This is a genomic window from Burkholderia sp. MSMB0856 (assembly GCF_001524645.2).
Taxonomy (GTDB): domain Bacteria; phylum Pseudomonadota; class Gammaproteobacteria; order Burkholderiales; family Burkholderiaceae; genus Burkholderia; species Burkholderia diffusa.
Genome location: NZ_CP013427.1, coordinates 2,445,195 through 2,457,853 on the forward strand (window position 1 = coordinate 2,445,195; position 12,659 = coordinate 2,457,853).

Annotated in this window: 15 protein-coding genes and 2 tRNA genes; 11 read left to right on the top strand and 6 right to left on the bottom strand. The window is 67.3% G+C overall.

The genetic code is table 11. The features are described 5' to 3' along the window. Positions 1-36 precede the first annotated feature (36 nt). Together WS87_RS12565 and WS87_RS12570 are read left to right on the top strand one after the other, a co-directional pair. Positions 37-312 (top strand): hypothetical protein, encoded by a 276-nt coding sequence (locus WS87_RS12565; RefSeq protein WP_006476519.1) that lies wholly within the window; start codon positions 37-39, stop codon positions 310-312. Beyond that, entirely contained in the window at positions 309-794 is a 486-nt protein-coding gene (locus tag WS87_RS12570; protein ID WP_059816094.1) for a GNAT family N-acetyltransferase, read from the top strand. Before WS87_RS12565 ends, WS87_RS12570 begins: the two co-directional genes overlap by 4 nt. Before the next feature lie 96 nt (positions 795-890). On the opposite strand, the gene WS87_RS12575 is transcribed toward WS87_RS12570, so the two are convergent. The 5 genes from WS87_RS12575 to pncB form a co-directional block, all read right to left on the bottom strand. Next, positions 891-2,369: a DNA recombination protein RmuC gene (locus WS87_RS12575; RefSeq protein ID WP_059816097.1), complete on the bottom strand. Its 1,479-nt coding sequence runs from the start codon at positions 2,367-2,369 to the stop codon at positions 891-893. After that, positions 2,366-3,355 carry a 2-hydroxyacid dehydrogenase gene (locus tag WS87_RS12580; RefSeq protein WP_059816394.1) on the bottom strand — a complete coding sequence of 330 codons (990 nt, stop codon included), beginning with the start codon at positions 3,353-3,355 and terminating at the stop codon, positions 2,366-2,368. The genes WS87_RS12575 and WS87_RS12580 overlap by 4 nt, the downstream gene beginning before the upstream one ends. Positions 3,356-3,436: 81 nt before the next feature. After that, positions 3,437-4,867: a sodium:proton antiporter gene (locus WS87_RS12585; RefSeq protein WP_059816101.1), complete on the bottom strand. Its 1,431-nt coding sequence runs from the start codon at positions 4,865-4,867 to the stop codon at positions 3,437-3,439. 52 nt (positions 4,868-4,919) lie between these two features. Next, entirely contained in the window at positions 4,920-5,582 is a 663-nt protein-coding gene (locus tag WS87_RS12590; RefSeq protein WP_059523763.1) for a LutC/YkgG family protein, read from the bottom strand. Positions 5,583-5,668: 86 nt separating this feature from the next. Further along, entirely contained in the window at positions 5,669-6,868 is a 1,200-nt protein-coding gene (pncB, locus tag WS87_RS12595) for a nicotinate phosphoribosyltransferase (protein ID WP_059523765.1), read from the bottom strand. Between the two features lie 289 nt (positions 6,869-7,157). Between pncB and fdxA the strand changes: the two genes are divergently transcribed. The 8 genes from fdxA (at position 7,158) to WS87_RS12640 (ending at position 11,534) form a co-directional block, all read left to right on the top strand. Further along, entirely contained in the window at positions 7,158-7,481 is a 324-nt protein-coding gene (gene fdxA / locus WS87_RS12605; RefSeq protein ID WP_006753067.1) for a ferredoxin FdxA, read from the top strand. 103 nt (positions 7,482-7,584) lie between these two features. Next, positions 7,585-7,660, top strand: a tRNA-Asn gene (locus WS87_RS12610). 75 nt (positions 7,661-7,735) lie between these two features. Further along, positions 7,736-7,811: transfer RNA gene (locus WS87_RS12615), tRNA-Asn, on the top strand. Between the two features lie 107 nt (positions 7,812-7,918). Further along, a complete protein-coding gene (locus WS87_RS12620; protein ID WP_059816104.1) occupies positions 7,919-8,404 on the top strand; it encodes a CreA family protein in 486 nt (161 codons plus the stop codon). A 61-nt stretch (positions 8,405-8,465) separates the two neighbouring features. Next, on the top strand, positions 8,466-9,368 hold the full coding sequence (locus WS87_RS12625) for an AraC family transcriptional regulator (protein WP_059816107.1): 903 nt from the start codon (positions 8,466-8,468) through the stop codon (positions 9,366-9,368). A 122-nt stretch (positions 9,369-9,490) separates the two neighbouring features. Next, on the top strand, positions 9,491-10,264 hold the full coding sequence (locus tag WS87_RS12630; RefSeq protein ID WP_059816114.1) for an AzlC family ABC transporter permease: 774 nt from the start codon (positions 9,491-9,493) through the stop codon (positions 10,262-10,264). Beyond that, positions 10,261-10,599, top strand: a complete 339-nt coding sequence (locus WS87_RS12635) for an AzlD domain-containing protein (protein ID WP_059816118.1) — start codon at positions 10,261-10,263, stop codon at positions 10,597-10,599. The genes WS87_RS12630 and WS87_RS12635 overlap by 4 nt, the downstream gene beginning before the upstream one ends. Before the next feature lie 158 nt (positions 10,600-10,757). Continuing rightward, positions 10,758-11,534: a DUF4088 family protein gene (locus WS87_RS12640; RefSeq protein WP_059816122.1), complete on the top strand. Its 777-nt coding sequence runs from the start codon at positions 10,758-10,760 to the stop codon at positions 11,532-11,534. A 117-nt stretch (positions 11,535-11,651) separates the two neighbouring features. Here WS87_RS12640 and WS87_RS12645 read toward each other — a convergent pair whose 3' ends face one another. Next, positions 11,652-12,062 carry a hypothetical protein gene (locus WS87_RS12645; RefSeq protein WP_059816124.1) on the bottom strand — a complete coding sequence of 137 codons (411 nt, stop codon included), beginning with the start codon at positions 12,060-12,062 and terminating at the stop codon, positions 11,652-11,654. A 279-nt stretch (positions 12,063-12,341) separates the two neighbouring features. Here WS87_RS12645 and WS87_RS12650 point away from each other — a divergent pair, with 279 nt between their 5' ends. Further along, on the top strand, positions 12,342-12,560 hold the full coding sequence (locus WS87_RS12650) for an RNA-binding S4 domain-containing protein (RefSeq protein ID WP_006753074.1): 219 nt from the start codon (positions 12,342-12,344) through the stop codon (positions 12,558-12,560). Positions 12,561-12,659 lie beyond the last annotated feature (99 nt).

Below are 12,659 nucleotides of genomic sequence, written 5' to 3' on the forward strand. Positions count from 1 at the left end.
TTCCAATCGGTATATCTCTACGGGGGCAATCCGCACATGAAGAAACAAATCTCGTCGATCGCCGCGGGGCAGACCGCGAAGGCGCTGATCCTCGTCTATCTGACGTTCAGCGTGCCGATCGTGCTGCTCGGCATCCTGGTCGCGTACATCCGCTACGGGATGGTCGAACTGAGCACGATCCTGAGCGCGCTGCTGCTGAACGCGATCCTCGGTTTCGTGCTGCTGTGGATCGCCTGCCACGCGTACAACTGGGTCGCGTCGCGCTTCGGCGGCATCGAGATCGTGCTGTCCGATCCGCCGGAGGAAGCGTGAGCGGCACGCCGCTGATCCGCACGGCCGAAACGCGCGACGTCGGTGCGATTCTCGCGCTGATGCGCGAGCTGGCCGAGTTCGAGAAGCTTGCGCACCTGTTCGTCGCGAGCGACGCCGATCTGGCCGACGCGCTGTTCGGCGAGCGCCCCGCGGCCGAAGCGCTGGTGGCCGAGCGCGACGGCGCGATCGTCGCGTATGCGCTGTTCTTTCACAACTATTCGACGTTCCTCGGCCGTCGCGGCCTGTATCTCGAGGATCTGTACGTGCAGCCGTCGCAGCGCGGCACGGGCCTCGGCACCGCGATGCTGCAGCACCTCGCGGCACTCGCAGTCGAGCGCCGCTGTGCTCGCTTCGAATGGTCGGTGCTGGACTGGAACCAGCCGGCGATCGACTTCTACGAAAAGATGGGCGCGACCGTGCTGCCGGAATGGCGCATCGTGCGCGTCACCGGGGATGCGCTGAACACGCTCGCCGCACGTTGAACGCGGGCCGGCCACGCCGGTCGGTGCTGCAAAGGAAAACGGGCGCCACGGCGCCCGTTTTTCGTTCCAGCCGGCTTCGGCTGTACACGTGATGCGTCATGCATCGTCCGCATCGGCGCCGTCGGCGGCTTCCGCGCCGAGCAGCCCGGCCGCCGTCTCGCCCGGCAACGCCTCGACCTGCTTCAGCTTGCGGTTCATCACGCGGGTGCGCTGCTCGGCGGCCTCGATCGAGCGCGTGACCGTTTCGAGCTGCGCCTTCGTGCGCGCGAGCACATCGCCGAACTTGCCGAATTCGGTCTTCACCGCACCGAGCACCTGCCACACTTCGCTCGAGCGCTGCTCGATCGCGAGCGTGCGGAAACCCATCTGCAGGCTGTTCAGCAGCGCGGTCAGCGTGGTCGGGCCGGCCACCGTGACACGATAGTCACGCTGCAGCAGGTCGGTCAGCCCCGGGCGGCGCAGGATCTCCGCATAGAGCCCCTCGGTCGGCAGGAACAGCAGCGCGAAATCGGTCGTATGCGGCGGTGCGACGTACTTCTCCGCAATCGTGCGCGCTTCCATCCGCACGCGTGCCTCGAGCGCACGGGCCGCGTCCTCGACCGCCACGGAATCGGCGCGCTCTTGCGCGTCGATCAACCGCTCGTAGTCCTCGCGCGGGAATTTCGCGTCGATCGGCAACCACACCGGCGGCGCGTCGCGCGTGCCGGCATCGCGCCCCGGCAGCCGAATCGCGAACTCGACGCGTTCGCTGCTCTTCGGCACCGTCGCGACGTTCTTCGCATACTGGTCGGGCGTGAGCATCTGCTCGAGCAAGGCCTCGAGCTGCACCTCGCCCCAGGTGCCACGCGTCTTCACGTTCGTTAGTACCTTCTTCAGGTCTCCAACGCCGGCCGCGAGCGTCTGCATCTCGCCGAGCCCGCGGTGGACCTGCTCGAGCCGGTCCGACACGAGCTTGAACGATTCGCCGAGCCGTTGTTCGAGCGTCGCATGCAGCTTCTCGTCGACGGTGCGGCGCATCTCCTCGAGCTTCGCCGCATTGTTCGTCTCGATTTCCTTCAGCCGCTGCTCGAGCGTCGCACGCACTTCGCCGATCCGGCGATCGTTGGCCTCGGTCAGTTGCGTGAGCTGCCGGTTCAGCGTGTCGCCGAACAGCCGCAGCGCGACCGTCTGCTCTTCGCGCGCCTGCTGCGCCTGACGCTGCACGCTCTCGCGCATCGCATCGAACTGCTGCGCGTTGCCCGCGACGAGTTTGCCCAACTGTTGCGCGAAACCCTCGATCTGATTGTTCTGCACGGTCGCGATGCTCGTGAGCTGTGTCGCGAGCGTCTGCTGAAGCTGCGAGAAACTGCCAGCCAGCTCGGTGCGCGAGCCGCGCGCGTTCTCGACGATCTCGCCACGCAGCTCGCGCTCGAGCCGCTCGACCGCGAGCGCCTGCGCGTGCGCGGCGTCCTCGATTTGGTCGCCGAGCACGGCCGCATCGTCGTGGCGGCCGCCGCCGCGCACGATCGCGACGATCGCCACCGCGAGCGCGACGGCCAGCACGATGACCGTCGCCAGCAACAACATCGTCGTCATGCGCGCGGCTTCCCGATCACGTCAGGGTTGATCGGGTTCGGCGGCTGCCCCGCGCGCGGCCCTTCGCCCAGCGCGGCGATCAGGTTGTCGGCCGCGAGGTTCGCCATCGCGCGGCGCGTCTTCTCGGTCGCGCTCGCGATGTGTGGCGTCAGCACGACGTTCGGCACCTTGAGCAGCGCCGGGTGCACGCTCGGTTCGCCTTCATAGACGTCGAGGCCTGCCGCGGCGATCGTCCTGTCGCGCAGTGCGGCGGCCAGCGCCGCGTCGTCGACGATGCCGCCGCGCGCGATGTTGGTCAGCGTCGCGGTGGGTTTCATCTTCGCGAGCTCGGCCGCGCCGATCGTGTGATGGTTCTCCTTCGTGTACGGCAGCACGAGCACGACGTGATCGGCGCGCGCCAGCAAGTCATCCTTCGACAGGTATTCGGCATTCAGCTCGGCCTCGATCTCGGGCGCGACCCGCGACCGGTTGTGATAAATCACCTCCATCCCGAAGCCGCGCGCGCGCCGTGCGAGTGCCTGACCGATGCGCCCCATCCCGATGACGCCGAGCGTCGAGCCGTAAATGTCGCTGCCGAGGAACCCGTCATACGCCCACTTCTGCCAGTGTCCGGCGCGCAACCAGTGCTCGGATTCGGCGATCCGCCGCGCGGCGGCCATCATCAACGCCCAGCCGAAATCCGCGGTCGATTCGTTCAGCACGTCGGGCGTGTTGGTGCCGAGCACGTTCGCGGCACTGAACGCGGCCATGTCGAAATTGTTGTAGCCAACCGCCATGTTCGACACGACGCGCAGGCGCGGCGCCGCCGCGAGCGCGGCCGCGCCGACCGGGTCGCCCGCCGTCAGCGCGCCGTCCTTGTCCGCGAGACGCGCGGCGAGCGCATCGGGGGCGAGCGCGTCGCCATTGTTCCAGTCGACTTCGAAATACTGCTCGAGCCGTTCGATCACGTCCGGAAAGATCGGACGTGCGACCAGGATCTTCTGCATCGCCATCTCCGCATGCCGCGGCCGACACGCGGCACATCGTGCGCCGCCGGAGCCGTCCGCGCTTGGTTGAAAATCGTCAGCCTACGCCGGGAAGAAGATCCACGACGTCAGCAGGAATACGGGTACCAGGATCACGAGCGCCCAGCCCAGATACGCGAAGAAGCTCGGCATCTTCACGCCGCGCGATTCCGCGATCGCCTTCACCATGAAGTTCGGCGCATTGCCGATGTAGCTGTTCGCGCCCATGAACACCGCCCCCGCCGAAATCGCGGCGAGCGTCGTCGCGCCGGCCGTCATCAGCGCTTGCGCATCGCCGCCCGCGAGGTTGAAGAACACGAGGTAGGTCGGCGCGTTGTCGAGGAACGACGACAGCAGGCCGGTTGCCCAGAAATACATCGCGTCGATCGGCTTGCCGTCGGGCCCCGTGACGAGATGGACGATCTGGGCGAACGCGCCGTCCGCACCCGCGCGCAGGATCACGATCACCGGCGCGATCGTCACGAAGATCCCCGCGAACAGCTTCGCGACCTCCTCGATCGGCGCCCAGTTGAACGCGTTGCCTTCGCGCGCCGAGCGCGGCGTCAGCGCGAGCGACGCGAGCGTCACGACGACCAGCGCGACGTCGCGCACGAGATTCTGCAGCGCGACGTGCGTGCCCCACACGTCGAACGAGATGCCCGGCTTCCAGACGCCGCTCATCAGCACGAGGCCGATCACGGCCGCGAGCAACACGAAGTTGACCTTGCCGTCGATCGACAGCGCGCCGCCGTCGGGCGTCGGGTCGAGTGCGGCCGGCCGCTCCTCGCCGGCCTTCCGGTAGAAGTACGTATCGAGCACGAAGAAAAGCGTCAGCAGCACCGCGCAGATGAACAGCATCGGCAGTGCGAGATGCGTGGTCGTCCAGAAGAAGCTCACGCCGTTCAGGAAGCCGAGGAACAGCGGCGGATCGCCGAGCGGCGACAGCGAGCCGCCTGCGTTCGCGACGAGGAAGATGAAGAAGATCACGACGTGCACGACGTGCTTGCGGTTATCGTTCGCGCGCAGCAGCGGCCGGATCAGCAGCATCGCGGCGCCCGTCGTGCCCATCACGCTTGCGAGCAGCGTGCCGAGCGCGAGGATCGCGGTGTTCAGCTTCGGTGTGCCGTGCAGGTTGCCGTTGACGCAAATGCCGCCGGCGACCGTATAGAGCGCCGTCAACAGCACGATGAACGGAATGTACTCCTCGAGCAGCGCGTGCACGAGCGTACCGAACGCCGTGCCCGCACCGAACGCGGCGGCGAACGGAACCAGGAACACGATCGCCCACGCCGCGGCGATCTTGCCGAAGTGGTGATGCCAGAACACCGGCGCGACGAGCGGGAACACCGCGATGGACAGCAGGATCCCGGCGAACGGGATGCCCCAGAGTGCGGACAGCGTGGCACCGTCGAGCGTGGCGGCCGATGCAAGCGCGGGAACGGCGCCAAGCGCTGCTCCCGACGCCATGCCCGCCCAGGCGGCATGTCGTTTCATGCAGAACTTCCTTGTGCGTGTGAGTCGAGTGAGGATGGATCAGGCGCGCGCATCATGCGCCGCGTACGACGATCGCGTGAACGCGGTACGGGCCGTGCGCGCCCAGCACGATGGTCTGCTCGATATCGCCCGTGCGCGACGGGCCCGATACGAAATTGACCGCACGCGGCAATTCGCCGCGCTCCGCGCGAATCAGCGCGAATGCGTCTTCATGGCCCGCGACGATCCGCGACGCCGGCACGATCGCGATGTGTGTCTCCGGCAGCAGCCCGGCCGACGCATAGGTGTCGGGGCCGGACAGCAGCACCAGCGAACCGGTTTCGGCGGTTGCGCAGAAGCAGCCGGTGAGGCCGACGAGATCGCCGTCGCGCGGTTTTCGGCATTCGACCGACAAGCCCGCGCCGGCCCAGTCGAGCTCGGCCAGCGTGCGCCATGCGACGGCCTGCATCGGCAGGCCGTGAGCGGAAAGATAGCGGGCGGCGGCGGCCGGCGCGTCGGCCAGTGTCGCGACTTCGTCGACCGTCGTCGACAGGCGAGCCGCTTCGTCGACGAATGCGGCGACGAGGTCGGCCGGCATCGGCGGGCGCGGCCCCTCGGGATGGCGGGCGAGATAGTCGGCGACGCCGTCGCGCTCCGCTGCATCGGGTTCGGGCGCGCGTCCTTGCGCCGCGCGAATGCGTGCGAGGATCTGGCGACGGGCAGCGGAAGTGTCCATGAACGGTCCTCGTGACGTTGGCGTGCAATACCGTCGGATTATACCGGCCGCCCTCGCCGCGACGCACCTGGCCGCCTGGCCGACGCTTACTGCGATGCGTCCTCGTCGACCGGCTGCGCGATGCCGAACACCTGGCGCAGGTACGCGAGATACGCCTTGTCGTCGCACATGCTCTTGCCCGGCGAATCCGACAGCTTCGCGACCGGCTGTCCGTTGCAGCGGACCATCTTGATCACGATCTGCAGCGGCACGTAGCCGAGATCGTTCGTGAGGTTGGTGCCGACGCCGAACGCGAGCTTGCAGCGGTTGCGGAACCGTTCGTACAGCTGCATGACCTTCGGGATGTCCAGCGCGTCGGAGAACACGAGCACCTTGGTGCGCGGATCGCAGCGGTTCGCCTCGTAGTGGCGCAGCATGCGCTCGCCCCATTCGAACGGATCGCCCGAATCGTGGCGTGCGCCGTCGAACAGCTTGCAGAAGTACATGTCGAAGTCGTTCAGGAACGCGTCCATCCCGTAAACGTCCGACAGCGCGATCCCGAGGTCGCCGCGATACTCCTTCGCCCACATCTCGAAACCGTAGGTCTGCGAATCGCGCAGCCGCGGGCCGAGCGCCTGGCAGGCCTGCAGGTATTCGTGGGCCATCGTGCCGAGCGGCGTCAGGCCGTGCTTCATCGCGTAGAACACATTGCTCGTGCCCGCGAACTGCGGCCCGAGCCCGTCGCGCAGCGTCAGCGCGACCTCCTCGTGCCACACCTTCGAAAAGCGCCGGCGCGTGCCGTAGTCGGCGATCTTGCAGTCGGCGAACTCGGGCTTCGCGCCGAGCAGCTTGATCTTCTCGCGCAGCCGTTCGCGGCCTTCGCGATAATCGGGCTCGCGCTGCGTGTTGCGGAAATAGACCTCGTTGACGATCGCGAGCGCCGGGATCTCGAACAGGATCGTGTGCAGCCACGGCCCCTCGATCACGATGTCGATCTCGCCGTTGCCCTTCGGCGAAGGCGTGATCGAGATGTATTTCTCGTTCAGGTGGAACAGCGCGAGGAAGTCGACGAAGTCGCTCTTGATGAAACGCATGCGCCGCAGGTAGTCGAGTTCGTCGTCGGTGAAGCGCAGCGAACACAGGCCGCGCACCTCGTCGCGGATCTCGTCGATGTACGGGACGAGATCGACGCCGGGCGTGCGACACCGGAACCGGTACTCGACGTTTGCGGCAGGAAAGTGATGCAGGACGACCTGCATCATCGTGAATTTGTAGAGATCCGTGTCGAGCAGCGAAGTGATGATCATGATTACGGCACCGCCAATATCGTGACAGGGCCCCGGCGCACCGCGCGCCGCCCGGTCTGCCGGCCATGTTACCCGAATGCGGGCCCGACCATCGTGAAACCGCCTCCCCCTTGCCCACCGCGTCGTGCAGCCGGCCGCACGCACCGCGCCCACGGTCGGCCCCATAAACTAATCACGAAACGATATAAGCCGGAAAGCCGACCACGCCATGCGGGTTTTGCGCTTCAGTTACAATGCCGCTTTTGGCGCAAACGCCACCCCATATATACCGCCAAGCAGGAGCGTTTTAATGACTCACGTTGTGACCGAAGGCTGCATCAAGTGCAAATACACGGATTGCGTGGATGTGTGCCCGGTGGATTGCTTCCGTGAAGGTCCCAACTTTCTCGCCATCGATCCGGACGAGTGCATCGACTGCGCCGTGTGCGTCGCCGAGTGCCCGACCAATGCGATCTATGCCGAAGAAGACGTTCCGGGCGACCAGCAGCAGTTCACCGAGCTGAACGCCGAGCTGGCGAAGAACTGGCCGTCCATCACGAAGACGAAGCCGGCACCGGCCGACGCGGACGAGTGGAAGGACGTGCAGGAAAAGCTGCACCTGCTCGAACGCTGATCGCGCAGCGGCGCCGCAAAATATTTTGCACGTCGCCGCTCAAAAGTATTGACAGGTTAGCGAACGCTCCATACAATCTCGTTTCTCTGCTGTTGTTGTTTGTTCCCCGATAGCTCAGTCGGTAGAGCGCCGGACTGTTAATCCGTAGGTCCCTGGTTCGAGCCCAGGTCGGGGAGCCAAAAACGCAAGAGCCCGTTGAAGGTGGACGGGTTTTTTGTTGGCCACCAAACAAGCACGCAGATGTACCGATTTATTCCCCGATAGCTCAGTCGGTAGAGCGCCGGACTGTTAATCCGTAGGTCCCTGGTTCGAGCCCAGGTCGGGGAGCCAGACAGCAAAAGGCCCGTCATTCGACGGGCCTTTTGTTTTTCCGGCGCCCGTCGGTCACCGCCGCGCATGCTAGAGTTTCTGTCCCGCATTCGCATCCGGTTCCATCGATGAAGCACCGCCTCCTTTCCGCTGCGCCGTTCACCCTTCTGCTCTCCGCCCTTGCCGCCGCGCCGCTCGCGCACGCGGAGGAAGTCGGCAGCGTCAACACCCATTTCCGCGTGACGGGCTCCGACCGCGTGGTCGTCGAAGCGTATGACGATCCGCTCGTGACGGGCGTCACCTGCTACGTGTCGCGGGCGCGCACCGGCGGGATCAAGGGCACGCTCGGCGTCGCCGAGGATCCGAGCGAAGCGTCGATCGCGTGCCGGCAAGTCGGTCCGCTCAGCTTCAAGGAGCCGCTCAAGCAGCAGACCGACGTGTTCAGCGAGCGGATGTCGTTCATCTTCAAGACGCTGCATGTCGTGCGCGTGGTCGACAAGAAGCGCAACACGCTCGTCTACCTGACCTACAGCGACCGCATCGTCAGCGGCAGTCCGAAGAACGCCGTGACCGCGGTGCCGATGCCGGCCGGCACGACGATTCCGGTCAAGTAAGCCCGCGCCGGCCGGGCGCTCGAGCGATACACTGTCGATTCGACCGCCCTCGCGCCCGACCATGTCCGCCCCCCGCCTTCTTCCGGACTCCGCACGTTACTGGCGCACGCCGCTGCTGCCGGACGCGGACCTGCTCACGGCGACCTATCGCGACCATACGTTCGCGCCGCACTGGCACGACGCGTACACGATTCCCGTGATCCTCGAGGGCGCGGAGCGCTACACCTGTCGCGGCAGCGGCCATGTCGCCGAAACGGGCACCGTGCCCGTGATCAATCCCGGCGAGGTGCACACGGGCTCGCGCGCGACGGACGAAGGCTGGTGCTATCGCGTGAGCTACGTGCCGGTCGACTACATTCGCGCGCTCGCGAGCGCGATCGCGGGGCGCCCGCAGGATGCGCCATGGTTCCCGTCCGACGTGATCCGCGACGCCGATCTCGCGGCACGGCTCGCGCTGGCCCACCGAATGATGGAGGCCGGCAGCGAGTGCATGCCGCCGTTCCATCCGCACGAGCAGCCGGCCACCGAGGCTCCGGCCGCCGCGCCGCGCGTCTACGATCCGCTCGCCGCCGAAACGGCGATGCTCGATGCGTTGTCGACACTGATCGCGCGCCATGCCGACGCGCGGCTGCAGCCGGCGGCGCTCGCGGCCGACGAGCCGCGCGTCGACGCGATGCGCGAGCGGCTCGCCGCCGATCTCACGTGCACGGTCACGCTCGACGACGTCGCGCAGGCCGCCGGCCTGTCGCCGTTCCACGCAGCACGCCTGTTCACCCGGACGATCGGGATGCCGCCGCATGCGTGGCGCAACCAGCTGCGGCTGCAGCGCGCGCTTGCGCCGTTGCGCGCGGGCGTGTCGATCGCCGACGTCGCCGCGGCCAGCGGCTTCGTCGACCAGAGTCACTTCTCCCGGCATTTCAAGCGGATGTTCGGCGTGCCGCCCGGACGCTGGCAGGCGCGCTGACGCGCACACGCCCATCCTGCATTCGACGATACGCGGCAACCGGCACGCAGATTGCGCCGCCGGCGCCGCGTGCGCAAGAACGTACAAGCCGCCACGAGCAGCGCACCGCTATCCTGCATTGCATGGAGACGCGCCCTGTGAAACCTGCACCCACACCTTCATCCCCGCCCCGCCGCCCGCTCAACGAATGGCTCGACGGCGCACGCGACACGATCCCGATGATGATCGGCGCGGCGCCGTTCGGCGTGATCTTCGGCACGCTGGTCGGCGGCGGCCCGCTCGCCGCATGGCACGGCGCGCTGATGTCGCTCTCGGTGTTCGCGGGCTCAGCGCAATTCATCGCGCTCGGCCTGATCGCCGGCAGCGCGAGCTTCGTCGTCGTGCTCGCGACGACGCTGATCGTGAACCTGCGTCACCTGCTGTACAGCGCGACGCTCGCCCCGTACGTCGCGCACCTGCCGCTGCGCTGGCGCGCGACGCTCGGCGCGCTGATGACCGACGAGGTGTTCGCGGTCGCCTACGCGCACTTCCGGCACTTCCCGCCCGGTGCGATCGGCCCCCACTACTTCTTCGGCTCGGGCCTCGCGATGTACCTGAACTGGCAGGTCTGGACGCTCGCGGGCATCGGTTTCGGCGCGGCCTTCCCGGGCCTCCAGTCGCTCGGCCTCGATTTCGCGATGGCGGCGACCTTCATCGCGATCGTCGTTCCGCAACTCGGCACGCTGCGCTATTTCGCGGCCGCCGCGACCGCCGGCACGCTCGCGTACTTCTGGCAGGGCTGGCCGTACAAGCTCGGGCTGCTGGGCGCGGTCGCCGCCGGCGTCGCGGTCGGCGTCGCGCTGACGCTGCGACACGAGCGTTCGCGCACCGCCTCACGCACGGAGACCGCATCGTGAGCTACGCGCTGCTGATCCTCGGGATGGCCGTGATCACCTATGCGATCCGGACGACGCTGTTCCTGTTCGGCGAGCGGCTGACCTTCCCGCCGCTCGTGCGGACCGCGCTCGGCTTCGTGCCGGTCACCGTGCTGACCGCGATCATCGTGCCGATGACCGTCTCGCCGCACGGCGGCACGGCCGAACTGACCTGGCACAATCCGCAGCTCGTCGGCGGGCTCGCCGCCGTGCTGGTATCGGCGACGACACGCCGGCCGCTCGTGACGATCGCGGTCGGGCTCGCGGTGTTCTTCTTCTGGCAAGGGATCGTGATGCCGCACTGGCTGCCGGCCTGAGCGAACGTCGCCGGCCGCGCTCAAGTTTTCGCCTGGCGCGCCGATATCGGGTAGGAAGACCCGCCATCGGCCTCGGCGCGAACCGGTCCGTCGACGCTGCGCCCGCACCGGTGCGCGGTGTCGGCCGCCGGCCGCGCGGGCCGCCATCGAGACGATTCATGGGCCAGATCACCCTTTCCCTCAAGGACGACACGCTTGCGTCCCTGCGCAAGGACTACGACGCATTCGTGCGCGTGTCGCTGAAACTCGACCCGCAGTTCGCGACGCCGTCGTTCGAGGATTTCCTGCGCGCCAAGCTGCTCGACAACATGGTGCCGCTGACCGAGCATGCCGTGCAGCGGATGCTCGAGGGCGGCCAGTACGCATGGGCGAAGCGCACGCTCGACAAGGAATTTCCGGACGTCGTCGCGATCCTGATGCGGCAGGCCGGCGAATTCGGCTTCGGCTTCGCGTCGCGCTCCGAATGGACCCCCGACGAGCTCGCGAAGGCGTGCCGCGACTGGGCCAAGGCGATCGTCGCCGAAGCACAGGGCGACGCGTCGCTCGTCGATCCGCTCGCCGCGCAGATCAAGAGCGCGGTGCACGACATCCAGGCGCTCGAGGAAATGATGCAGACGCCCGCATGGCGGCTTGCGGAATCGCTGCGCCAGCGCGTCTACGAGGCGAAGCTCGCGTGCGAGATGAGCGTCGGCAGCGCCGCGCGCGACAAGCTCGGCGAACTGCGCGGCCTGCTGCGACTCGGGCTCGCGCACGGTTCGTTCCAGAAACAGGAAGCGCAGCAGATCATGGAATACCTGCGGCTGCTGAAGCCCGAGATCTTCGTCGACGAGCCGTACGACGTTTTCGCGCGGCTTGCCGCGTGGCTGCGCAGCGTATTCACGCCGTCCGCCGCGCGACCGGCGCCCGGACCGGGCCAGGAACAGCACCGGCCATGACGGCCCGCGTCCACGCATGAAGAACGGCCCGGTTCGCGCGAAGCGAACCGGGCCGCCGATCGATCGCCGTCACGACGCGCCGTCCGGGGCGAACGTCGTGCGACGTCGGAGGGCCGCTTACTGTGCGGCGCCCGAGGCCGATGCGCCGCCCTGCACGCCGGCCGACGCGCCGCCGTCGACCGCCTCGTCGCCCACCTTCGACTTTGCCGTGCCGGCATGATGCTTGGCCGACTTCGCCGCATGCTTCGCGTGCTTCTTGGCCGAGTGCACCGACGACGACGCCGTATCCTTCGCGCCGTCGGCTGCCGCGCCGACCGCGTCGGTTGCGCCGCCGACCGCATTGCCCGACGCATTCGCGCCGGCATCACCCTGCATGCCCGCACCTGCGCCAGCCCCTGCTGCCGGCGCCTGCGCCTGCACGCCGGCACCTGCGGTGCCCTGTGCCGCGACACCCGTCTGCGCGAATGCGGCCGAAGTGGCGAACGCCGTCAGCGCGGCACCGATCAGCATCGAACGAATCTTGGACATGACAATCCTCCTCAAGAAGTTGTGGGCGCGGACCGCGTCGATGCGACCCGTCGCGTCCCCTGCCGCAACGCGCAGCAGGTACGACGAAAGACCCGCGGGCCGCACGTCCGGTTCTCGAATCTCTCAGACTGTTACCCACCGTTTCATTTGCTGACGAATCGCTCACAGTCCTTAACAACTGCGGCGCGCGGGCCTGCACGAGCGTCCGCACTCGCGCGCCGGCCGTCGGTGCCGTATGATGCGGGGCGATTCCTCCCGCGCACGCGCGCTCCCTTCGTCATGCCCAATCTGGATTTCACGCTGACCGGCGAATACGTCGAGCTGCACAACCTTCTCAAGATCACCGGCCTCGCGGATAGCGGCGGCACCGCGAAGATGTTCGTCGCGTCCGGCGCGGTGAAAGTCGACGGCGTGGTCGAGCTGCGCAAGACCTGCAAGATCCGCGCGGGTCAGGTCGTGCTGTTCGGCGATACGCGGATCGCGGTTCACGACGCGTAGCGGTTCCCCCTGACCGCGACATGGCCATCGGCGCGCGCGTTCGACACCGTTCGAATAAAGCCGTAAGCTAGCCGTCTCTCAAAATAAATACAGACAGCG

Coding starts and splice junctions, on each gene's coding strand:
- WS87_RS12565 (WP_006476519.1), top strand. CDS start 37: ATGAAGAAACAAATCTCGTCGATCGCCGCGGGGCAGACCGCGAAGGCG.
- WS87_RS12575 (WP_059816097.1), bottom strand. CDS start 2,369: ATGACGACGATGTTGTTGCTGGCGACGGTCATCGTGCTGGCCGTCGCG.
- WS87_RS12580 (WP_059816394.1), bottom strand. CDS start 3,355: ATGCAGAAGATCCTGGTCGCACGTCCGATCTTTCCGGACGTGATCGAA.
- WS87_RS12585 (WP_059816101.1), bottom strand. CDS start 4,867: ATGAAACGACATGCCGCCTGGGCGGGCATGGCGTCGGGAGCAGCGCTT.
- WS87_RS12590 (WP_059523763.1), bottom strand. CDS start 5,582: ATGGACACTTCCGCTGCCCGTCGCCAGATCCTCGCACGCATTCGCGCG.
- pncB (WP_059523765.1), bottom strand. CDS start 6,868: ATGATCATCACTTCGCTGCTCGACACGGATCTCTACAAATTCACGATG.
- fdxA (WP_006753067.1), top strand. CDS start 7,158: ATGACTCACGTTGTGACCGAAGGCTGCATCAAGTGCAAATACACGGAT.
- WS87_RS12620 (WP_059816104.1), top strand. CDS start 7,919: ATGAAGCACCGCCTCCTTTCCGCTGCGCCGTTCACCCTTCTGCTCTCC.
- WS87_RS12625 (WP_059816107.1), top strand. CDS start 8,466: ATGTCCGCCCCCCGCCTTCTTCCGGACTCCGCACGTTACTGGCGCACG.
- WS87_RS12630 (WP_059816114.1), top strand. CDS start 9,491: ATGGAGACGCGCCCTGTGAAACCTGCACCCACACCTTCATCCCCGCCC.
- WS87_RS12640 (WP_059816122.1), top strand. CDS start 10,758: ATGGGCCAGATCACCCTTTCCCTCAAGGACGACACGCTTGCGTCCCTG.
- WS87_RS12645 (WP_059816124.1), bottom strand. CDS start 12,062: ATGTCCAAGATTCGTTCGATGCTGATCGGTGCCGCGCTGACGGCGTTC.
- WS87_RS12650 (WP_006753074.1), top strand. CDS start 12,342: ATGCCCAATCTGGATTTCACGCTGACCGGCGAATACGTCGAGCTGCAC.